Origin of the sequence: Larkinella fluvii, from assembly GCF_051857545.1 — a bacterium.
Lineage (GTDB): Bacteria > Bacteroidota > Bacteroidia > Cytophagales > Spirosomataceae > Larkinella.
On sequence record NZ_JBPZHB010000008.1, the window covers coordinates 334,660 to 355,983 of the forward strand.

16 protein-coding genes are annotated in these 21,324 nt (G+C 53.0%); 8 read left to right on the forward strand and 8 right to left on the reverse strand.

Features of this window, described 5'->3' with window-relative positions:
• Positions 1-24: 24 nt before the first annotated feature.
• Both ACS5NO_RS22440 and ACS5NO_RS22445 read left to right on the forward strand, forming a co-directional pair.
• Positions 25-1,308: an alpha/beta hydrolase family protein gene (locus ACS5NO_RS22440; RefSeq protein ID WP_439417209.1), complete on the forward strand. Its 1,284-nt coding sequence runs from the start codon at positions 25-27 to the stop codon at positions 1,306-1,308.
• A gap of 85 nt (positions 1,309-1,393) precedes the next feature.
• Complete coding sequence (locus tag ACS5NO_RS22445) at positions 1,394-3,283, forward strand: YgiQ family radical SAM protein (RefSeq protein WP_439417210.1); 1,890 nt, start codon at positions 1,394-1,396, stop codon at positions 3,281-3,283.
• Between the two features lie 307 nt (positions 3,284-3,590).
• On the opposite strand, the gene ACS5NO_RS22450 is transcribed toward ACS5NO_RS22445, so the two are convergent.
• Together ACS5NO_RS22450 and ACS5NO_RS22455 are read right to left on the reverse strand one after the other, a co-directional pair.
• Positions 3,591-4,841, reverse strand: a complete 1,251-nt coding sequence (locus ACS5NO_RS22450; RefSeq protein ID WP_439417211.1) for a DUF2264 domain-containing protein — start codon at positions 4,839-4,841, stop codon at positions 3,591-3,593.
• Between the two features lie 181 nt (positions 4,842-5,022).
• A complete protein-coding gene (locus ACS5NO_RS22455; RefSeq protein WP_114408808.1) occupies positions 5,023-6,243 on the reverse strand; it encodes an NADP-dependent isocitrate dehydrogenase in 1,221 nt (406 codons plus the stop codon).
• Between the two features lie 578 nt (positions 6,244-6,821).
• On the opposite strand from ACS5NO_RS22455, the gene ACS5NO_RS22460 reads away from it, so the two are divergent.
• Both ACS5NO_RS22460 and ACS5NO_RS22465 read left to right on the forward strand, forming a co-directional pair.
• Positions 6,822-8,486, forward strand: coding sequence for an amidohydrolase (locus tag ACS5NO_RS22460; RefSeq protein WP_439417212.1), 1,665 nt, complete (start codon positions 6,822-6,824; stop codon positions 8,484-8,486).
• Between the two features lie 6 nt (positions 8,487-8,492).
• Positions 8,493-9,080, forward strand: coding sequence for a Crp/Fnr family transcriptional regulator (locus ACS5NO_RS22465; protein WP_439417213.1), 588 nt, complete (start codon positions 8,493-8,495; stop codon positions 9,078-9,080).
• A gap of 65 nt (positions 9,081-9,145) precedes the next feature.
• On the opposite strand, the gene ACS5NO_RS22470 is transcribed toward ACS5NO_RS22465, so the two are convergent.
• Positions 9,146-9,382 carry a hypothetical protein gene (locus ACS5NO_RS22470; protein WP_439417214.1) on the reverse strand — a complete coding sequence of 79 codons (237 nt, stop codon included), beginning with the start codon at positions 9,380-9,382 and terminating at the stop codon, positions 9,146-9,148.
• 241 nt (positions 9,383-9,623) lie between these two features.
• Here ACS5NO_RS22470 and ACS5NO_RS22475 point away from each other — a divergent pair, with 241 nt between their 5' ends.
• On the forward strand, positions 9,624-10,412 hold the full coding sequence (locus ACS5NO_RS22475) for an alpha/beta hydrolase (protein WP_439417215.1): 789 nt from the start codon (positions 9,624-9,626) through the stop codon (positions 10,410-10,412).
• A gap of 195 nt (positions 10,413-10,607) precedes the next feature.
• The gene (locus tag ACS5NO_RS22480) at positions 10,608-11,072 is read left to right on the forward strand and encodes an Lrp/AsnC family transcriptional regulator (protein WP_114408801.1); all 465 of its coding nucleotides are present in this window, start codon (positions 10,608-10,610) and stop codon (positions 11,070-11,072) included.
• Here the strand turns inward: ACS5NO_RS22480 and ACS5NO_RS22485 are convergent.
• From ACS5NO_RS22485 to ACS5NO_RS22505, 5 genes are all read right to left on the reverse strand, one after another.
• Positions 11,066-11,683, reverse strand: coding sequence for a trimeric intracellular cation channel family protein (locus tag ACS5NO_RS22485; RefSeq protein WP_439417216.1), 618 nt, complete (start codon positions 11,681-11,683; stop codon positions 11,066-11,068). The two genes, ACS5NO_RS22480 and ACS5NO_RS22485, sit on opposite strands and share 7 nt — an antisense overlap.
• Positions 11,684-11,797: 114 nt before the next feature.
• Positions 11,798-12,751 carry a nitrilase family protein gene (locus ACS5NO_RS22490; RefSeq protein WP_439417217.1) on the reverse strand — a complete coding sequence of 318 codons (954 nt, stop codon included), beginning with the start codon at positions 12,749-12,751 and terminating at the stop codon, positions 11,798-11,800.
• Positions 12,752-13,198: 447 nt separating this feature from the next.
• Positions 13,199-15,220 carry an SUMF1/EgtB/PvdO family nonheme iron enzyme gene (locus tag ACS5NO_RS22495; protein WP_439417218.1) on the reverse strand — a complete coding sequence of 674 codons (2,022 nt, stop codon included), beginning with the start codon at positions 15,218-15,220 and terminating at the stop codon, positions 13,199-13,201.
• A gap of 534 nt (positions 15,221-15,754) precedes the next feature.
• Positions 15,755-16,723, reverse strand: a complete 969-nt coding sequence (locus ACS5NO_RS22500; protein WP_439417219.1) for a dihydrodipicolinate synthase family protein — start codon at positions 16,721-16,723, stop codon at positions 15,755-15,757.
• A gap of 135 nt (positions 16,724-16,858) precedes the next feature.
• A complete protein-coding gene (locus ACS5NO_RS22505) occupies positions 16,859-18,457 on the reverse strand; it encodes a sodium:solute symporter family protein (RefSeq protein ID WP_439417220.1) in 1,599 nt (532 codons plus the stop codon).
• 277 nt (positions 18,458-18,734) lie between these two features.
• On the opposite strand from ACS5NO_RS22505, the gene ACS5NO_RS22510 reads away from it, so the two are divergent.
• Positions 18,735-19,601 (forward strand): AraC family transcriptional regulator, encoded by an 867-nt coding sequence (locus ACS5NO_RS22510; RefSeq protein WP_439417221.1) that lies wholly within the window; start codon positions 18,735-18,737, stop codon positions 19,599-19,601.
• Positions 19,602-19,735: 134 nt separating this feature from the next.
• Positions 19,736-21,106 carry a DUF3748 domain-containing protein gene (locus tag ACS5NO_RS22515; protein ID WP_439417222.1) on the forward strand — a complete coding sequence of 457 codons (1,371 nt, stop codon included), beginning with the start codon at positions 19,736-19,738 and terminating at the stop codon, positions 21,104-21,106.
• The last annotated feature ends 218 nt before the right edge of the window (positions 21,107-21,324 follow it).

A 21,324-nucleotide genomic window follows, 5' to 3' on the forward strand; every position in this document is an offset into this window, starting at 1 on the left:
AATCTCTATAAACCAACTCCCACCTTGAAAAACCTGCTCCTCATTCTGTTTCTGGGCGTCGGCCTTCTGACCCACGCTCAGCCAGCCACCGATGCTTTTCTGCCCGGTGACCTTCTGCCCGACGCCCCCGAGCTGGCCCCGCGCGGCCCCCATGCCGTTGGTGTTCGAACCTTGAAACTCATTCACACGGCGCAGGTCGATGTGCTGCATACCAAAGAAGGCAAAAGTCCGCTGTATGACCGGCCCTTGACGGTGGAAGTCTGGTATCCCGCCAAAATACCGGCGGGAAAATCGCAACTCGTCACCTACGAAGACGCGCTGGGCCGCGCCAACGATCCCAAACGGCCGCTGGTGCCGTTTACGTTTGGCGGCCGGTCCTTGCGTGAAGCCGATCCCGATCCGGCCGGGGGTGCCTATCCGCTGGTTATTGTGTCGCACGGGTATCCGGGTTCGCGGCTGTTGCTGACGTATCTGACGGAAAATCTGGCGTCAAAAGGCTACGTCGTGGTCGCCATTGGCCACACCGAATCGACCTATCAGGATCTGGCCGGTTTTCAGAGTACCCTGCTCAACCGCTCGCTCGACGACCTGTTTGTGCTGAACGAAATGGCGCGGCTGGGTGCTAAAACCGCCAAAAGTTTTCTGAGCGGTTTAGTCGACACCGACAATACCGCCCTAATCGGCTATTCGATGGGGGGCTACGGCGCGCTCAATGTGATGGGCGCCGGGTATAGCGCGCAGGCGGTTAAGTTCTTCGGTCAGTTGGCGGGGGGCAGCACGGCCCTGCAAACCCGCACCCTGAGCGATCCCGGCTACAAAGCCTCGATTGACCCGCGCATCAAAGCTACGGTGGCGTTTGCGCCCTGGGGCATGGAGCGGGGCGTTTGGGATGCCGAAGGGCTGGCGGGTCTGACCGGGCCGACGCTGTTTGTGGCTGGCAGCAAAGACGACGTTTCGGGGTACGAAAAAGGCATCAAAGCCATTTACGACGGCGCCGTCAACGCCGACCGGTATTTGCTGACCTACGTCAACGCCCGGCACAACGTGGCTCCTAACCCACCCCCGGCCGCCACGCTGAAACCCGGCCAGCCGCTCGACGATTACCAGCATTTTTCGGAACCGGCCTGGAACGAACGCCGGATCAACAACATCAACCAGCATTTTGTCACCGCCTTTCTGGGCATTCACCTCAAGAAACTCGACTACGCGAAGTACCTGGATCTGCCGGAAACCGCCACGACCGAACCGTGGACAGGTTTCAAACCCCGGACGTCGGTGGGGCTGGAAATGCGGCACGCCAAGCCGTAGAGCAGTTGCAATCCACGATAGATTAGGGCTTTGAATGAATTATTTCGTAATTTCGATGGTTCTGAGATAGCTAATTCACGTGCTCATGATTGAAAGACCCCTGACAGACTGGTTGCCTCTGACGATGAAAGAAGTCGAAAAAAGAGGCTGGGATGAAGTTGATATTGTGCTTGTTTCAGGGGATGCTTACGTAGACCATCCGGCTTTTGGAACCGCCGTGATTGGCCGTATCATGGAAAGTGAAGGCTTTCGGGTCGCCATTATTGCCCAGCCCAACTGGAAAGACGACCTGCGCGATTTCCGGAAGTTTGGCAAGCCCAAATACTTCTTTGGCGTGACGGCGGGTTGTATGGATTCGATGGTCAACCACTATACGGCCAACAAACGCCTGCGCTCCAACGACTCCTATACGCCCGGCGGTGAAGCGGGTTTCCGGCCCGACTATGCCACCATTGTGTATACCAAAATTCTGAAAGAAATCTACCCCGATGTGCCGGTTTTGCTCGGCGGCATCGAGGCCTCTTTGCGTCGGGTAACCCATTACGACTACTGGCAGGACAAACTGATGCCATCGATTCTGGTAGATGCCGGGGCTGATATGTTGGTATACGGTATGGGCGAGCAACCCCTGCGCGAAATCCTGAAACTGGCGCGGCAGGGTGTGCCGTTTTCGTCGATGCGGAACATCAATCAGGTGGCTTTTCTGCACGATGCCAGCACCGAATTACGCGATTACAATGCGTGGAGTTCGGTTGAACTGGCGAGCCACGAGGTCTGTCTGGAAGATAAAATCAAGTATGCGGCCAACTTCAAAATTGTGGAGGTGGAGTCGAACAAGTGGCAGGCCAACCGGATTCTCCAGAAAGTCGGCGACCAGATTCTGGTGATCAACCCGCCGTTCAAGACGATGGAGGAAGCCGAAATCGACCAGTCGTTCGATTTACCCTACACCCGCCTGCCGCACCCGAAATACAAAAAACGGGGGCCGATTCCGTCCTACGAGATGATCAAGTTCTCGGTCAACATGCACCGGGGTTGTTTTGGCGGCTGTAGTTTCTGCACCATTTCGGCGCACCAGGGCAAGTTTGTAGCCTCGCGGAGCGAAAAGTCGGTACTGAAAGAAGTCGAAGAAATTACGAAGCATCCCGAATTCAAAGGCTACATCTCGGATTTGGGCGGGCCATCGGCCAATATGTACAAGATGAAGGGCAAAGACGAGTCGATCTGCGCCCGGTGCCAAAGCCCGAGTTGCATTCACCCGGTGATTTGCTCGAATCTCGATACATCGCACAAACCGATGACGGAGTTGTATCGCAAAGTGGACGCCCACCCCGCCATCAAAAAGGCATTTGTGGGTTCGGGCGTACGCTACGATTTGCTGGTCGATGATTTCAATAAAAACAACGCCGACGGCAACCACGACGAATACATGGAGCAACTGGTTACGCGCCACGTATCGGGCCGGTTGAAGGTCGCGCCCGAGCATACGTCGGACGATACGCTGCGGGTGATGCGAAAACCGTCGTTCAAGTACTTCAAGCTCTTCAAGGAGAAATACGACAAGATTCAGGAAAAGTTTAACCTCAAGCAGCCGCTGATTCCGTACTTCATTTCGTCGCACCCCGGCTGTGAAGAACAGGACATGGCCAATCTGGCCGCCGAAACCAAGGACCTCGGTTTCCAACTCGAACAGGTGCAGGACTTTACGCCCACACCGATGACGGTAGCCGAGGTGATCTATTACTCCGGCGTTCATCCGTACACACTGAAACCGGTGAAAACCGCCAAAACCCGGGAGGAAAAAAAGAACCAGAATAATTATTTCTTCTGGTACAAACCGGAATACAAAAACTGGATTCGCGACCGGCTGACCAAGCTCAACCGCCCGGATTTGCTCGAACGGCTTTTGGGAAGTGCCAAAAAAGAAAGCACCAACAAGTATACCGGGAATTACAACGGCCGGAAACGGAAGTAAAGCGGTTGCCTGCTACAGCCTATTCGTCAGGTAACCCCGAAAAACCGACCTAGCCTAAAGGCCATTTTTGCAGCAGTTTTATGAATTCAATCACCATTTTACCCCGAAGGGGTTTTCTGTCAATAGCTACGCAGGCCCAGTCAGTGTATAAGCCCCGACAGGGGCGGCCTCAAACACCGAAATAGCCATTAGAACGCCCCGCCTGGGGCTGAAATGACGAAGAATAAGACGGTCTCTATTGACAGAAAATCCCTCCGGGGTTAGCCTGTCCATTGACTTTTCTGCTAAAGATCTTGTCTTAAATGAGTTACCTCAAATCGACGCTATGATCATTGGGGAAATCTTCGCCACTCCAGATTTTCTGTGAACTCCATTGAACTGGTGCATCGGCCCAAAAAGGGTCTGAATCGGGCAAGCCAAGGGGCAGGAAAAGAGCGGTGCAAAGGTAGGGACTGCCCTGGTTGTTGTACACGTCGGCGATGTCCGGCTGTGAACCGTACAAACCGAGGGTCAGCCAGCCATTGTGATAAGTCGAAGGACTCTCCAGCGTTTTTTTCAGAACCGCCGTCAGGGCACCGCGAACCTGCGCCGGTTTCAGTTGTTCCGGCAGGGCTTTGCGCCAGGCCATGTCTGCCAGGTGATGAAAAGCCGCGCCCCGGTAAATGATCGAACGACCCGTCGCGGGAAAGGTGCCATCCGTATTGATCAATCGCTCCTGAATGACGGCATAGCGTTCATTGCGCTTCTTTATTTTCAGCGTCATATCTTTGTAAGACCCATTTTTTCCGTTGATGATCCCGGTAATGGTGGCCAGATAGGGCTGCATGACGTAGCTGTTGTAGTAGTCGAACGCAAAGTGCGTGCCGTCGGAATACATCCCATCCCCTACATACCACTGCTCCAGTTGTTGCAGGGCATAATCCACCCGCATGGGGTCCCATTCGTAGCCGTATTTACAAAAAAAGGCTTCGGTCATCGCCGAAAACAGCAGCCAGTTCGAGAAACCGGGGCGGTACCGGCGGGTCGTTTTAAATCCGTTGACCAGTCGGTTTCGGGTAGTCGCATCCAGGTTTTCCCAAAGCCAGGGTGCCCGTACAAACGCAAAAGCCAGAAAGGAAGCATCGACCAGTTGCTGGGCGGCCACATCGAACCGCAGGTAATCGTTCTTCGTCGAATCCAGCGCATTTGACAGCCCTTGCAATGTCCACTGTCGGTATTGGTTGCGCAGGGCCACCTCTTCCGGTGTTCCGCCTTCCCCTTGCAGCCAGGGCGCTATGCCGCTCAACACCCGTCCCAGCACTTCCAGATACTGCACCTGAATCCGCTGCGCCTTGTTGTCGACCCGTTGGGAGGTGATCTGGGGCATCACGATGCGGAGGCTGTCGTGCGCCAGACTCCGCAAAACCGGGCGAACCATTTTGTCCATTTCGGCCAGCCAAAGCTGCCGGTCGGTGATCAACGGAGCTTTTTTGACAGCGATTTTTTTCTGCGCAAAACCGGGATTGGCCAGCGTCGCCAGCAGCAGTAGGACGAAACAGGTAGCGGTGTTTCTTTTCATAGGGAGGGTGCTAAAGGAAGAATACCGGGATTGTGCAGGCCAGTAGGCTGGAAAGTTACAAATCCGGGCGTTGTAAGCACAAAGCGAAATAAACAAAATAGAAATAAAAAAATAGACCTGTCAGGTTTTTGAAACCTGACAGGTCTATTTTTTTATTTCTATTTTGTTGGTACCCTACCGATTAACCCAGTTTCACTTTCAGATTCTGATCCAGTGCTTCCAGGAAATCTTCGGTATTGAGGTAGTGTTCACCAGCGACGAGTTTGGTGCCGCTCGGGAACGCCGACAAGGCCAGATCCTTCGTCATTTTCCCGCTTTCAACGGTTTCAACGCACACTTCTTCCAGCGCCAGGCTGAAGTCGATCAGCGCCTGGTTGCCGTCCAGTTTACCCCGGAAAGCCAGACCACGCGTCCAGGCAAAAATCGAGGCAATCGGGTTGGTCGAAGTCGGGTTGCCTTTCTGGTGTTCACGATAGTGGCGCGTAACCGTCCCGTGGGCCGCTTCCGCTTCCATCGTTTTGCCGTCGGGCGTCACCAGTACGGACGTCATCAAACCGAGTGAACCGAAACCCTGGGCTACGGTATCCGACTGAACATCACCGTCGTAGTTTTTACACGCCCAGACAAAGTTACCTTCCCATTTCAGGGCCGATGCCACCATGTCGTCGATCAGGCGGTGTTCGTAATGAACGCCTTTCGCCTTGAATTCGGCTTCGTAAATTTCCTGGAAAATATCCTTGAAACGACCGTCGTATTTTTTCAGGATCGTGTTTTTGGTCGACAGGTACAGCGGCCAGTTTTTCTGCAACGCCATGTTGAAACACGCATGGGCAAAACCACGGATGGATTCGTCCACGTTGTACATGCCCATGGCCACACCCGGCCCCTGGAACTGGTACACTTCGTATTCCTGCACGGTGCCGTCTTCGCCTTCGAACTTCATCGTCAGCTTGCCTTTGCCCGGCACCAGAAAATCCGTCGCCCGGTATTGGTCACCGAAGGCATGACGACCAACAATGATCGGGGCCGTCCAGTTGGTGACCAGACGCGGCACGTTTTTGATCACGATAGGTTCGCGGAAAACCGTACCGTCCAGAATGTTCCGGATGGTGCCGTTCGGCGATTTCCACATTTGTTTCAGATTGAATTCTTTGACACGGTCTTCGTCGGGCGTGATGGTGGCGCATTTGATACCGACACCGTATTCTTTGATGGCATTGGCGGCATCGATCGTTACCTGGTCGTTGGTCTCATCGCGGTATTCTACGCCCAGATCGTAGTATTTAATGTCAACATCGATGTAGGGTAGGATGAGTTTGTCTTTGATAAACTTCCAGATAATTCGGGTCATTTCGTCACCATCCAGTTCGACAACCGGATTTGCCACTTTAATTTTCTCCATTTGTTTTCTATCAATCAAGTGAAACGATACAGGAAATCAGCCGCAAAGGTAACAATTCTGCCAATACCGGGAAATGAAAGTTACAAACCGGGGTAGGTTAAGTTGGTGCAATGCAAGTTGTTTTGATAGCCCACTTGTGGAGCCTCGTTTGCGTCATCCTTCCCGTAGGGATGTTCCATTTTGTAGGGACCGTATCTGCTTATAGGGAGATGAGTCCCGTAGGGATGGTGCATTTCGTACCTACACGATAGGTCATCCCTACGGGATTGTTTTAGTTTTCCTATGAACATGGTTGCTACAAAATGGATTATCCCTACGGGATTATTTTTGATTTTTCTGTAGGGTTCCGGTTGCGCCATCTATCCTAACTAATTAACCAAGTAAAATTTGACCTTACTTACCTGAAATAGAGACAGTTGCTGTTTTTTTGGTTTGCTCGTTTATTTTGTATAAGATCAATAAAGGCTTAGAAAACCGGATTGGTGCTAATTCTAGTCAATAAAAAAATGTGAATACCGGTTTATGCCGTATATTTAAACGCTTTGCCGTCTAATCTTCAAATAAAATTTGGCTATTCCATGAAAAACTTTACAAAAATCATTTTTTTGCTTCTGGTGACGCCAACGTTACTTTTAGCACAATCGAAAAAAGCCAAGGCTCCCGACAAACTCGAGCGTCTGAAACAGGAAGCCGTCGCCGACATCGACAAGCGGAAAGACCAGGCGCAGCAGATCAACGACATGCTGTTCAGCTTTTCGGAACTGGGTTTTCAGGAAGAAGAAACCTTCAAATACCTGACGACCTTGCTCGAAAAAGAAGGATTTAAGGTACAGAAAGGCATTGCCAACATGCCAACGGCCTGGATTGCAACCTGGGGAAGCGGCAAACCCGTGATCGCCATCGGTTCCGACGTCGACTGCATTCCGAAAGCCAGCCAGAAACCGGGGGTGGCCTACCACGATCCGCTGGTCGAAGGCGCACCGGGCCACGGCGAAGGCCACAACTCTGGTCAGGCTCTGAACATCGTTGCGGCCCTGGCGGTGAAGCAACTGATGGAACGCGAGAAAATACCGGGGACGCTGATGCTGTGGCCGGGGGTGGCCGAGGAGTTGGTGGGTGCTAAAGCTTTCTACGTCCGCGACGGTTATTTCAAGGATGTGGATGCCTGTATTTTTACGCACGTCGGCAACAACCTCGGCGTTTCGCACGGCGATGCGGGAAACAACGGTCTGGTATCCGTAAAATTTACGTTTGAAGGACAGGCGGCCCACGCAGCCGGTGCGCCCTGGCGGGGCAAAAGTGCGCTGGATGCCGTTGAACTGATGAACATCGGCTGGAACTTCCGGCGCGAACACCTCGAACTGACCCAACGGTCGCATTACGTCATTTCCGACGGCGGTGACCAGCCCAACGTGGTGCCCTCGAAAGCCGCCGTCTGGTATTATTTCCGCGAGCGGTCGTACCCCAAAATCAAGAAACTTTACGAAACCGGCGTTAAAATTGCGGAAGGTGCAGCCTTGATGACGGACACCAAGTTTACCTACGAAATTCTGGGATCGGCCTGGCCGGGGCACTTCAACAAACCGATTGCCGAAGCCATGGACGCCAACATCCGGAAAGTAGGGCTGCCGGTTTGGTCGGAAGAAGACCAGATGCTGGCCAAAGCGTCGCAGAAGGAATTGCAGGCCCCGAAAGTGGAAGGACTGGCGATGAAACTCGACAGCATGAAATCGCCCTCGGCACCAACCGCCATGATGGGTGGTCAGGTGATGACATCCATGGGTGGCGGCTCCGACGACATCGCCGACATTTCGTGGTCGTTGCCGACGGTCGTACTGCGGTATCCGTCCAACATTCCGGGCTTGCCGGGCCACCACTGGTCGAACGCCATTTCGATGGCAACGCCGATTGCCCACAAGGGCGTCGTAGCCGGTGCCAAAGCGGAAGCCATGACGCTGCTGGATATGTTGCTGAAACCCGAAATTATCAAAAATGCGTGGGAGTATTACACCAAAGAACAGACGAAAGAGATCAAATACACACCACTAATCTCGCCCAAAGAATACCCGGCCGTGTATCTGAATAAGGAGATCATGACGAAATTCAAGCCGGAATTGAAGAAATATTACTACGATCCGACCAAATACAAAACCTACCTGGAGCAGTTGGGCATCAAGTACCCCACCCTGCGCGACGACCAGAGAGCGGAATTGATGAAGGAAAAAGAATCGAAAGGAAAGTAACCGGCCATGACGGAAATCGATTTACTGGGATATGCCCTGAACCAGTTTGCGGGAATGGATGAGGAAGCTTTTGCCTTGTCCATTCCCTATTGGCAAAAGAAACATTACCGGAAAGGCGAGTTTTACAATGAGTACAAAAACGTCTGCAAACACCTCGGTTTTATTCTGGACGGAGTTTTCAGGACGTATTATGTGAATGAGGAAACCGCCGAAGAAAAGAATGTTTTCTTCTTCACGCAGAACCAGATCGTCGTTTCCTACAAGAGTTTTGTCAACCAGACACCCTGCAATTATTACACGGAATCGATGGTCGATTCCACCATTCTGTACATTCATATCAACCACATCAACCAGCTCTACGCGCAATCCCAACCGTGGGAGCATTTCGGAAGGCTGGTGGCCGAGCGGGCGTTTAACATGGCGATGGACCGTGCCGAGGATTTCCTGTTTAAAACACCAGAACAACGGTATCTGGAACTGATTGAACAGCATCCCGATCTTTACAACGCCATTCCACTCTACCACATTTCTTCGTACCTCGGGATTCAGGGACCGTCGCTGAGCCGCATCCGCAAAAGAATGGTCGGGCGTTGACAACGAGGTAATTCCCCAATCAACTTTTAAATAAAGTGCGTATCAATCACTGAACAGGAATCGATTCAGTGTGTATTGGAAATCAAGGCCCGGGTTTTTATGCGAGACACATGGGACGCATCCGGGTCTGGAATAAAGTAATCGTGTTCGTCGACCCATTCCGCCGATTGCACAATACCGGCCGTTATACCCAGCCCTGCCGCAATCAGGCCGCTAAGCATACTCAACACACCACTACCGGCGATGGAAGCCAGAACGAAAAAGAGGGCCAGGGCGGCCAAAGCAAGGGTTGGTTTTCTCATGGCAATACGCAGGGTTGGTGGTGTGAATGTCCGTCTCTCGGCTTTCTATAAGGTTGGACGAAGGAAGTTGGAAGAAGTCACGTGTTCCGGTAAAAATTTTGGGTGATTGCTCCGAAAAGTTTTTTCGCCCGCTTTCGCTTTCTTAACCTGGGTTAAAAATATTGGTCGCCATCCTGCCGAATTTTGTCCTGTTCAAATCGCTGAACGACAAACGAAAACATACCTTCTAAACGATACGATCATGAAAGCCAGTAAAACCAAAACCATCCTGTTTGTTACCGGAGCCTTCGTCACCAACAGTGGCTGGGATGAATGGAAAGCCTATTTCGAAAGCAAAGGCTATCAAACCCTCGCCCCGGCCTGGCCCTATAAAAACGGCACGGCAGCCGAGTTGAGAAACCGCCAGCCAAACGACACCGACCTGGCCGCCCTGACCCTCGGCGAACTCGTTGACCACTACGCGGCTATTGCCAAAAGCCTGCCCGAAAAACCGATCATCATCGGACACTCGCTGGGCGGTTTGATCACGCAGATTCTGGTGAGCCGCGATCTGGCGGCAGCCGCCGTCGCCATCCACTCCGTGCCGCCACAAGGCGTTTTTCCCTACGAATTTTCGTTTCTGAAAGCCGGCTGGAAAGCCCTCGGGTTGTTTACCTCGCTCAAGAAAACCTACCTGATGTCTTTCAAAGACTGGCAATACGCTTTCGTGAATAACATGCCGCTGGCCGAGCAACAAAAGGCATACGACGAAAACACGATTCCGGAATCGAAAACCGTTGCCCGCGGGGGGCTGACCAGTGCCGCCAAAGTGGATTTTGCCAAACCGCACGTTCCCCTCCTGCTCACCTCCGGCGAAATCGACAACATCATCCCGGCCCATTTGAACTACCGGAATTTCAAAGCGTATAAGCCTAACGGTTCAGTACTGGATTATAAGGAATTTCCGGGGCGTAACCACTACGTGCTGGGTCAACCGACCTGGAAGGAAGACGCCGATTATATCCTGGACTGGCTCACCAAACACGTCTGATCAGATTGTCTGATGCCCGCTGCCTATTCTCATCAAGTACCGAAGCAGTCTACATTGTTGTTGAACGATAGTTCGACAGACTTTTTTTAGGAATTTGTCAAATAAATCAGTTAATTCTATTGCGATACGATAGATGATAAGATAGTATTGCTGAATGGAACCCGTTTAGGAATTGAAAAAAGAAAAATTTTCGGCATGGAACAACTGGATGAAATTGACAAAAAACTGCTGCGGCTTTTGCAGGAAGACGCGAAACTAACCACCAAAGAACTAGCCTCCCAACTGGGCTTGACCCTCTCACCGGTTTACGAACGGATCAAACGGCTGGAAGGTCTCGGTTTTATCAAACAGTATGTGGCGGTTTTGGATAAAAACCTGCTGGGCCAGCCAATTACTACGTTTTGCCAGGTATCGATGCGGTATCACGACAAGGCTTTCATCAACAAGTTTGAAGAAGAAATCAAGAAGCTGGTTGAAGTCCAGGAGTGTTACCACATGGCCGGACAGGTCGACTTCCTGTTGAAAATCCACGTCGGCAGTTTAGACGAATACCACAACTTCGTAAAATACAAACTGTCTGAAATTGAGAATATTGGCACCCTGAACAGTACGTTTGTGCTGAAAGAAATCAAACGCAATCTGGGCTATCCGATTCACTGATTGTCGATGCGGGGCAATGACCAGCCTTTCCGGATGGCCAGCAGACGAATCAGGGTAATGGATCCGGCGGAAAGCAGGAAATTAATGGTTGGGTCGAGTTCCAGCGTATGGCCGATCAGGTAAATGATGGCTCCGGCCAGGCAGGCGGTGGCGTAAATCTGCCGGTCGAAAATCAGGGGCAAATCATTCACCAGCGTATCCCGCAAAACGCCCCCGAAAAGTGCCGAAATCATACCCAACAGAATGGCGGCCCAGTGGTTGACATCCAGACTCAGGGCTTTTTGCATGCCGAATATGGTGTAAATACCGATGCCCAGCGTATCGAAGAACAGCAATGCGTTGCGAAGTTTCCCGAGCCACCACCGACGGCCTAAAACCGCAACGCCGACGCTGCCCATGATCACGATCAGGTAATTCGGGTCCCTGATCCAGGCGATGGGGTAAGCTCCCATCACCACATCACGCAGGGTACCGCCACCGGTAGCCGTCAGGAAGCCAATAAAAAAGATACCGAATAAATCATGGTACATTTTTTTGCTCAAGGCCGACAGGGCGCCCGAAATGGCGAAAACACTCGTCCCGACGAGGTCGATGAAATACCCGGTTGTCATGTTTCAAAGGAAACACTTTTCTGGCATATCCTGCGAAAATTATCCGGTTTCAGCGTCGATTGAACGTGGATCTCAACGATTCTTTCTCCGGTTTAAAAAACCGCCGGATGGGTTTTACGATGGGGTATTGAGCCAGACGACTTTTTGTTCCGACTGGTGTTCCTGCCCGATAATGTCCCGGTAGAGTTCGGGTCGACGGGCCAGTTTGTAGCGATAACCGCCCGCCCGCGTCAGCTTTTCCGGGGTGCAAACCGCCATCGCCAGGTCATTGCCGAGCGTCCGGCATTCGGCCAGCACATCGCCAAACGGGTCGATAATCATTGAGCAGCCGTTCTTGAGCTGATCGTCGTCCATGCCAATTGGGTTGGAAAAAACCACGTAAATGCCGTTGTCGTAGGCCCGGGCCGGGAGCCACTTCATCAACCAGGCGCGGCCTTTCATGCCGTCAAATTCGAGCCGCAGCGAGGTTGGATCCTGCTCCCGGTTTTCCCAGAGCACCGGATCGACAAAACCGGCACCGGGGCGGGTCGAGGGCGTGCCCATCGTGACGTGCGGCATGAAAATGATGTCGGCGCCCAGCAACGTGGTGGCCCGGACGTTCTCGATGATGTTGTTGTCGTAACAGATCAAAATGCCACATTTCCAGCCCTTGATCTCAAACACGACGTATTGATCACCCGGCAACACATGCGGATTGATAAAGGGATGGAGTTTGCGGTATTTGGCCACCAGCCCGTTTTCATCGACGCACACGTACGGTTTATACAGGCGGTTTTGGTCGTCTTTTTCGAACAAACCGGCCAGAACCACAATCTGGTGTTCGCGGGCAATTTCGGTCAGCGCCCGAACGCTGTCGCCGTCGGGTACGGGCTCGGCCAGTTCCAGCATTTGCTCCCGCGACAGGTGCCGGGCGTGGGTATAACCGGTAATCGAACACTCGTGAAAAGCGATGACGTCGGCACCCTGTTGGGCTGCCTGCGCGGCTAACTGGCGGATAATCGAAAGGTTATAGTCCTTATCACCGTTGCGGTGTTCAAACTGGGCGGTGGCAATGCGAAGCGGTTCCATCCCGCAAAAGTAAAACGAGAATCCAGTTTCGGCTAATGAATAACACCCCCATTTATCAGAATTCAAGAAATACCCGTTCGGTTTGTTGCCCCGTTAGGGGCTCCACAGCGTAGCGTCGGTAGCAAGAAGGACCGCATACCCAGCGTGCCGTGAGGTACGCGACCACCGTCTTGCTAAAAATAGTTGCGTGCCTGACGGTACGCGGAATCGTGAAAAACCATGTTGACTACCGACGCTACGCTGTTCAATCCCTCCGGGATTTTTGGATTTAAAAATCCCGGAGGGATGACCCATGCTGTAGCGGTGGGGTTTAGCCCACCGAATCACGGAAGATCGAATGCATGAAATCCCGGAGGGATGACCCATGTTGTAGTCTATTTCAGAGAACGATTTTTCCTTGAATCTTAATTAACCGTGGGCGGCTTTGTTCAACCCAACGACAAACTTCTAGGGCTTGGCCGCTTCCTGCACCATCTTCTGCTGCAACCACGCCAGGTTAAACCGGTAGTGAATGCTGCTGCTGATGAGATGAATCAGATTGTCAGGCGTTTGGGTCAGGGCCAGATACCCGCGCGGTTCGGCATTTGTTGCGTTCATTTCAAACGCACCCGTCCAGGCTCCGCCGTTGAGGTAGCGGTATTTCCCGTCGGTTAACAACTTCTTTACCGGCCAGGTTTTGCCTTCGTCGAAGGAAAGGGCCGCGTACATGCCGTAGCCTTTAAACTGTTTTCCGCTGGCGTCGGTAAACACCATGCCTTTCTTTGTTTCGTCGGGTTCTTCGGGGTGGTGCGTAAACGCAATCAGCATCAGCGGGCCTTCGTTCAGCCGGTAGAAAATCAGCCGTTGCCCACCCGCAATCGGCGGAAATTCCGAGGGCGAATACGTCCAGGTTTTGCCCATGTCCTTCGAAAAGCTCATCGGCATTTTCGCAATCCCATCGGCACCGGAAACGTTATCGTTGCGGCCAAACGCCATCAAACTGCCGTCTTTCAACTGCGTCACCCCCGCGTGAATCCCGGCAATCAGTCCGCCGGAAGCCCCGGTTTTATAATCCGGTTTTTGCGGATCGGTATACGGTGCTACCCAGGTTTTGCCGCCATCCTTGCTGACGTGCACCGCCGTTCCGCCCGACGAACTGGGATCAGCATCACAGGCCTGCACCAGCCAGCCTTCTTTCGTCTGAAACAGCCCGGCAATCACCTGATGCCGTTTTTCGTGTTCCGGGGCCACCAGTTGCGGGGCCGACCAGGTCGCGCCGTTGTCGCGGCTGATGCGCAACACCATCGCCAAATTCTGCCAGTCTCCGCTGGCTTCGACGCCGTTCATGTGGTAAATCGTTCCTTTGCCGTCGTGGAAAAGCGAGCTGCCGGTCATGTTTCGATCCGGCACTTTGAAAAATTCGGAAGGCGCATCCCAGCGCGTCTGACCGGCGCGCAACCGACTGGCCACCACCGTCATTTCACGCCCGGATTCCCGCTCGGTCGAGAACCAGATCGCCAGCAGATCGCCGTTCGGACACCAGCTCAGGGCGGGTTGGTGGTTGTGTGAATAATACGTCACCCCGGCATCACAAGCCGGTTTGTTGGCGTAACGAATCGGTTCCAGAAAAACCGGCTGCGAAGGCGACACGGTTTTCCACGAAAACGGTTTTTGGGCAACGTTCTGCGCGTTGGCTTTGGCCGGCAGGACCGGAAGCGGCTGGCTAACCGGTTTTTCGGCCTGCACCACCCGAAAGCCCACCAGCCAGTGTTTGTCGTCAGGAATCATGCCCAGGCGGTTAGTCGCCCGCAAATAGTTCATCGGGGTGCCATGGCTGCCTCCGCGCGTCACCCGGAACAAACCGGCAGCCCGGCCCACAGGGTCGCGCTGTTCGGCGGCTTCGTAGGGGCCATACCAGTCCGAGCACCACTCTTCGACGTTGCCGTGCAGATCCTGCAAGCCCCACGGATTCGCGGGATTTTGCCCCACTTTCAATGATACTACCACCGGCGTCCGGTCGGTTTTCTGGCTTTTCTGGTAGCTACTGGGTAAAAACCGGCCCGTCGAAAAGTCGGTAACGGTTCCGGCATGACAGGCGTATTCCCACTCGGCTTCGGTGGGTAGTCGATACGGTTTGCCTTCTTTTTTGCTCAGCCAGTCGCAGAAAGCCACCGCTTCGGCGTAGTTCACAAATACCACCGCTTCGTCATCTTCCTTGGAAAAACCGGCTTTGCCGCGCAGCTTTTTATGTTCAGGGTCGAACGCTTCGTATTGCGCATTGGTCACCTCGGTGGCCGCCATCCGGAACGGTTTGCTGATCGTCACGCGGTGTACCGGGGCTTCGTCGGCATTTTCGCCTTCGCCCTCCGCCCCCCTATAATACCGCCCGGCGGGAATAGTCACCAGCTTCATGCCGACGGTATTGGTCTCCTGGGCGAAGGCGGTTTTTGAAAACAGAAGGCAGAGGAGAATGAGACGGCTTGGTTTCATACGAACTTTAGAATTTGGGAAATAAGGCTTCATTCAACGCGTGGAAAGTGCCGTCAGGCACGACATCCGGGTTGTAAAGATAGAAAGGTCAGGCACGTTCTCGCCCCGTTAGGGGCTTTAACAGCGCAGCGTCGGTAGACCTCTGAGAAACCGAGCCAGTCCTGCCCTGTTAGGGGCTCAACAGCGTAGCGTCAGTATACCCGAGAAACCGAGCCGCTCCTGCCCCGTTAGGGGCTTTAACAGCGTAGCGTCGGTAGAAAACACATAGTAATTTCCCGGTTCCATCGTGCCGATAGGTACGAAACAAGTAGTCGCGTACCTCACGGCACGCCTAGGGCTATTGATTGTTTTCGGCTACCGACGCTGCGCTGTTGATCCCCTAACGGGGCAGGACTGGCTCAGTTTTTTCAAGCTTCATTAGATAGGAATGACTAGCTCGATAGGAACACGGATGCAACGGATTAAACGGATCAAAACGGATTAAAACGGATTAAAATCTGTAAAAATCCGTTTTGATCCGTTCAATCCGCGTTCCTATCCGATCAATTTCCCCACGAAAACCGGTTCGATTCCCAATTCCAGTTGGAGCTGATTGGCGGTTTCGACCAGGGCATCCATGTCGCGCTGCAAGGTTGGTGTCAGAGGGTCGACGTGCCGGCGGGTGTACAGCGAAATGGGCAATCCGCGTTTTTGCAGGGTATATTTGGCAATGGTCGGATAGGCCGTATGAACCAGGTCCATACAATCTACGAAAAACTGCTGTACCCGGTTGACATCGTCCTGACGCGCCGAGTTATTGTAGTTGTTGGCCAACCAGACCACCAGTTCCGGAAATTCATTGCCCTGAATGCACGACAAGCCAGCCGCTCCGGCCCGCAACGACGAAACCGCATTGACCATGTAGGCATCGTATAAACCGAACTGATACCCGGCACCAACGGCAATCCGCCGGGCGACTTCGGCATCATCCAGGCAGGTATCTTTATGGTAAATAAGCCGTCCGGTGGGCATCAACTCTTTCAGGATTTCGCTGCTGATCAAGCGCTTGTAAGGAACCGGGCATTCGTAAAAACCCAGTGGAATGTTTTCGGTCAGGGCAATTAGTTCGTGCATCCGTTCCAGAAAAACCGCATCCGATTCGTCGGCATCGGCAATCAGGCTGGTGATGACGATCACGGCCTGAACACCGGTATCGTAAATCCGTTTGACGAAGTCGGCTTGCTGAGCGATGGGGCCACCGAACGTGCCCGTGGCGACCACCGGAACACGCCCGGCGGTTTGGTCCACGACCAGTTTGGTAACGGCCAGCCGTTCATCTTCCGTCAGTTCATACATCTCGCTGGATAAGCAGTTGGCAAACAGGCCCGCAGCACCCGCTTCGATATAAAATTCGGTCAACTGGGCCAGCGTCGCCGTATCGACGGCACCGGTTTCCTGAAAAGGGGTAAGCATGACGGGGATGAACCCACGGGGTAACGACCCGACTGAAGGAGTGGATAGCATGGTTAGAGGAAAGAAGGTAAAAAATATCAGTACCCTGCCCACCGCCCTTCGAAAAGGGCGGTGGAGGACGGGCTTATTAAGGGTCAGGGTTTAAAAACAGTCAGATTCTTCAATCAGGTTCGTCAAGGGGAATAGCTACTCAGTAATGACGCTATTGTTGGGCTTTAATTCAGGAACGGGTTCCAGCTTTTTGCCCCGGATTCGGGTGAGCAGCAAGCCGACCAGAAAGATCGTCAGCGTTCCAATTACCATGACCATGTTCAGGTGGAAAGTGCTGCGGAGAGCCGCATATTCGTCGGGAATCTGGGGCGAAAATGTCATCCAGACAATCACCAGCACGCCGACCAGGGTGGCCGTCAGGGCTTCGGCATTCTGGGTTTGCCGGGAAATCATGCCCAGTAAAAACAGACCCAACATGCCACCGGCAAAAATACCGGACAGTTGCCACCAAATGTCCAGCACGCTTTTGACGCCAATCATGGCAATGCCGGCTATCATGCCCAGCACCCCGAAAACCGTAGTGGCAACGTATAACAGCCGCAGTGATTGCCCGTCCGTCATCTTTGGGTTCAAATACCGCTGGTAAATATCGACCGAAAAAACCGTGGCCGACGCGTTCATGCTCGAACTGATGGTGCTCATGGCCGCCGACAGAATGGCCGCGACGATCAGGCCGACCAGCCCGGCCGGCACCTTGTTCACCATGAAATGCGGCATCACTTTATCGCCATATTCCGCCGGACTCAGGGTAGCTGCCAGTTGCCGGATGGATTCGGGGCTGCCGTTGGGCAAGCGTTCGCCCGCAACCTGCATCCGGATGGCGTCGAGCAGTTCGGGGTTGGTTTGATAATAGGCGTAGAGACACGATCCAAGCACAAAAAACATCAGCGAAACCGGCACATACAGGTAGACGCACAGCCAGATAGACCGCGCGGCTTCCTTAATGGACGTCGTGGTATGATACCGCTGAACGTAGTTCTGATCCATCCCGAAGTTGTTCAGGTTCATAAAAAAACCGTACAGAAAAATCACCCAGAATGTTGACTGCGAGAAGTTTGGCGCAAAACTGCCCAGACTAAATTTATCGTCGACCTTCCCGATTTCAATAATCCTGTCGACCCCGCCCGGCATGCCGTCGACCACCAGATACAGAATGATCAATGCTCCGGCGGTTTTGATGACGCCCTGCACCACTTCCGTCCAGATCACCGCTTCCATGCCGCCCATCACCGTGTAAAGAATGATGCAGATGCCGACCACGATCATAATCGTTGCCATCGGATACCCCGTCAACGCCTGCAAACTGAGGGCAATGCCGAAGAAAATGGACCCCATGCGGGCGAGTTGGGTCAGCAGAAAACAGACAACGGCGTAGGTCCGCGCCCAGGCCCCAAACCGATGTTCGAGGTGGGTATAGGCCGACACCTCGCCGGTATTGCGGTAAAACGGAATAAAGTACCGGGCCGCTACCCAGGCCGACAGTGGCATGGCCAGACTAAAAACGAACGAATTCCAGTTGCTGCCGAACGCCTTTCCCGGTACACCCAGAAAGGTATTGCTACTCAGAAAGGTCGCGTAAATCGACATGCCGATAGCCCAGCCCGGAATCTTGCCCGAAGCTTTCGTAAACTGATCGGCACTTTTGTTGTTGCGGGAAAAATAAACCCCAACGGCAATCATCCCGACCAGATACGCTACAATGACCAGCAAATCGACAACGGGAAGGGTTTTCATTGGGTTTCGATTAGGTACCCCCAACCCCCTAAAGGGGGCTTTTCGGGATGTCCAAAGTCCCCTTTAGGGGGTTGGGGGTAATTTAGATAAATTATAAGAATTATTTTTTATTCTTTACCGAAAATAAGTGCTTCTTGATTAGCTTGCGGAGGCACTTTTATGACTGCGCTGGTATTTTATTTAATTTTACTGGCAAAAATACAGGATAAAGTAATAAAACCGATATGGGGATTTTTCCAATTAATGTACGAATTTATCATATTCGAGTAATTCCTGAATGAAACCGCAATTTCACAAAGTACCCCTGAATGCCCAGGATTCGTTCAGCATCCGGCACGAGGTCAAAGCCAGTTTCGGCAACATCTGGCATTACCATCCCGAACTGGAATTGCACTACGTGATTCGGGGCGAGGGCGTCCGGTTTATTGGGGATAACGTCAGCAATTTTTCGGCGGGAGAAATGCTGCTGGTGGGCGAAAACCTGCCGCATACCTGGCGGTGTAACGAAGCGTATTTTCGGGAAGACCCGGATCTGCCGGTCGAAGCGATTGTGATGCAGTTCCGGCCCGATTGCCTGGGTCGTGACTTTCTGAATCTGACCGAAACTCAGCCCATCCGGCGGCTCTACGAAAAGGCGCTGCGGGGTTTGCTGATCAAGGGCGGAACCAGCGAAAAAGTGGCGGCTTTGCTGCACAGCGCCGTGGAAGCCCAGCCCCTGCAACGGCTGATTGTGCTGCTGTCGATTCTGGACGAGCTGTCACATTCCGCTGATCTGGAGACCATTACGTCGGAACGGGCGTTCTACCAGTCGAACGAACTGGAAACTGTTCGGCTCAATAAGGTCTACAGTTATACCTTGTCGAATTACGCCAAAGACATTGGCCTTGAAGAAATCGCGTCGGTAGCCAGCCTGAGTGTGACGTCATTCTGCCGGTATTTTAAACTGATGACGCACAAGACCTACCACGAATTTCTGACCGAGATTCGGGTCAGTCACGCGTGCCGGGCGCTGGTAGAAAACAAACTGAGTGCGGAAGCCATCTGTTTTGAAAGCGGTTTTAACAACCTGTCGAATTTTTACCGGCATTTCAAGCGCGTCAAAGGCATCACGCCCCTCGAATACAAACGAAATTATTTGCAGTGAACGGTAAACGGTTTTCAGTTTTCGGTTTACGGTTAAGTGGATGGAGGCCAACTCCCTATCTCTCCCTATTTCCAACCGTAAATTGAAAACCGTATACCAAAAACCGTAAACCGAAAACCGCATACCCAAAACGTATGAAATCCCAAATCGGCTGGCTTCTTTTTGGCGCAGGCCTGCAGGCTTGCGCTCCCAAACCACACACCACCATGACTTTTACGGAACACCAACTCACTTTCGACACCAAAGGACACACGATTCACAACAACCAGGCTTTTTCGCCCGCCGACGAGTGGCTGGTGTATGACACCCGGAACCAGGACGGCGGTATTGGCGGCACGGCAGCCATTGAAATGGTGAACGTCAAAACCGGCGAAATCCGGCTGCTTTACCAGACAACAAATCAAACCGAATTTGGTCCCGGCGTGGGGGCAGCCACCTTTTCGCCAACGCAAAACCGGGTGCTGTTTATCCACGGCGTCCGGAATGCCAACCAGCAGAAACCGTACGATTTCGACCGCCGGACGGGCGTGGCCATCGACATCGACCAGCCCGGCAAACCGATTTTTCTGGACGCCCGCAACATCAAACCGCCCTTTACGCCGGGGGCCTTGCGGGGCGGCACGCACGCACACTACTGGAGTGCCGACGGGCAGTGGATCAGCTTTACCTACAACGATCACCCCATGAATGTGCTGAGTAAAACCAATCCGGCGGTGAAGGATTTGCGCGTGGTGGGCGTGATGGCTCCGTTCGGAAAAGTGAGCGTGACCGACGACGGTTCGCTGGAAAACAATCCGGGCGAACTGTTTTCAGTGGTGGTAACGAAGGCCACCGAAAACCCCAAACCGGGCAGCGACGAGATCGACAAGGCCTTTGACGAAGGCTGGATTGGCAGCAACGGCTATCTGAAAACGGACGGAACCCGGCAGAAGCGGGCGATTGCGTTTCAGGGCAATGTGCGGAACAAGGAAGGAAAAACCGTCACGGAAATTTTTGTGGCCGACCTGCCCGACGACCTGACGCAAGCCGCTGAGGGTCAGCCGTTGGAAGGCACTGAAACCAGCCGACCGAATCCACCGAAGGGCGTTCAGCAACGCCGGATTACATTCACGGAACACGGCGCGGAAGGTCCCCGCCACTGGCTCCGGACCCCGCCCGACGGTTCGGTGATCGGTTTTCTGGCGAAAGACCCCAGCGGAACGATTCAGATTTTTGGGGTGTCGCCCAACGGCGGAGCGATTCGGCAACTGACCCGCCAGCCTTTTTCCATCCAAACCACCTTCAATTTCAGCCCCGACGGCCGCTGGCTGGCCTATGCCGCCGACAACAGCGTGTTCATCACGGATCTGCAAACCGGCGACTTCAGGCGATTGACGCCCCGCTCGTCGGATGACGCCAAACCTTGGAACGGCATCGTCTGGTCGAATAAAGGCGATCAGATTGCCTATAACCGGTATGTTACAACGGAGAAAGGGCGGTTTTTGCAGGTATTTTTGTTGAAATAGCCTGGGTATTCAAAAAACACCGTAGTTTCTTAAACCGAAAGATAACGCGTGTGAAGACGGACGGTTTTCGGGCACTTACTTTTTTGTTACCAGTTCAATTTCTGATTAAAAAAAAATTCTACATTTACTGTCAAATCAGTGCTAAATCAGGCTACGCAATCGCACGCGTTTTTTCAATCGTATGCGGGCATCGTTAGCTGATTCTGTTAACCCTCCCG

Excerpts from the sequence above, each read along its gene's own strand:
- ACS5NO_RS22445 (WP_439417210.1), top strand. The coding sequence starts at position 1,394 with ATGATTGAAAGACCCCTGACAGACTGGTTGCCTCTGACGATGAAAGAA.
- ACS5NO_RS22450 (WP_439417211.1), bottom strand. The coding sequence starts at position 4,841 with ATGAAAAGAAACACCGCTACCTGTTTCGTCCTACTGCTGCTGGCGACG.
- ACS5NO_RS22455 (WP_114408808.1), bottom strand. The coding sequence starts at position 6,243 with ATGGAGAAAATTAAAGTGGCAAATCCGGTTGTCGAACTGGATGGTGAC.
- ACS5NO_RS22460 (WP_439417212.1), top strand. The coding sequence starts at position 6,822 with ATGAAAAACTTTACAAAAATCATTTTTTTGCTTCTGGTGACGCCAACG.
- ACS5NO_RS22465 (WP_439417213.1), top strand. The coding sequence starts at position 8,493 with ATGACGGAAATCGATTTACTGGGATATGCCCTGAACCAGTTTGCGGGA.
- ACS5NO_RS22470 (WP_439417214.1), bottom strand. The coding sequence starts at position 9,382 with ATGAGAAAACCAACCCTTGCTTTGGCCGCCCTGGCCCTCTTTTTCGTT.
- ACS5NO_RS22475 (WP_439417215.1), top strand. The coding sequence starts at position 9,624 with ATGAAAGCCAGTAAAACCAAAACCATCCTGTTTGTTACCGGAGCCTTC.
- ACS5NO_RS22480 (WP_114408801.1), top strand. The coding sequence starts at position 10,608 with ATGGAACAACTGGATGAAATTGACAAAAAACTGCTGCGGCTTTTGCAG.
- ACS5NO_RS22485 (WP_439417216.1), bottom strand. The coding sequence starts at position 11,683 with ATGACAACCGGGTATTTCATCGACCTCGTCGGGACGAGTGTTTTCGCC.
- ACS5NO_RS22490 (WP_439417217.1), bottom strand. The coding sequence starts at position 12,751 with ATGGAACCGCTTCGCATTGCCACCGCCCAGTTTGAACACCGCAACGGT.
- ACS5NO_RS22495 (WP_439417218.1), bottom strand. The coding sequence starts at position 15,220 with ATGAAACCAAGCCGTCTCATTCTCCTCTGCCTTCTGTTTTCAAAAACC.
- ACS5NO_RS22500 (WP_439417219.1), bottom strand. The coding sequence starts at position 16,723 with ATGCTATCCACTCCTTCAGTCGGGTCGTTACCCCGTGGGTTCATCCCC.
- ACS5NO_RS22505 (WP_439417220.1), bottom strand. The coding sequence starts at position 18,457 with ATGAAAACCCTTCCCGTTGTCGATTTGCTGGTCATTGTAGCGTATCTG.
- ACS5NO_RS22510 (WP_439417221.1), top strand. The coding sequence starts at position 18,735 with ATGAAACCGCAATTTCACAAAGTACCCCTGAATGCCCAGGATTCGTTC.
- ACS5NO_RS22515 (WP_439417222.1), top strand. The coding sequence starts at position 19,736 with ATGAAATCCCAAATCGGCTGGCTTCTTTTTGGCGCAGGCCTGCAGGCT.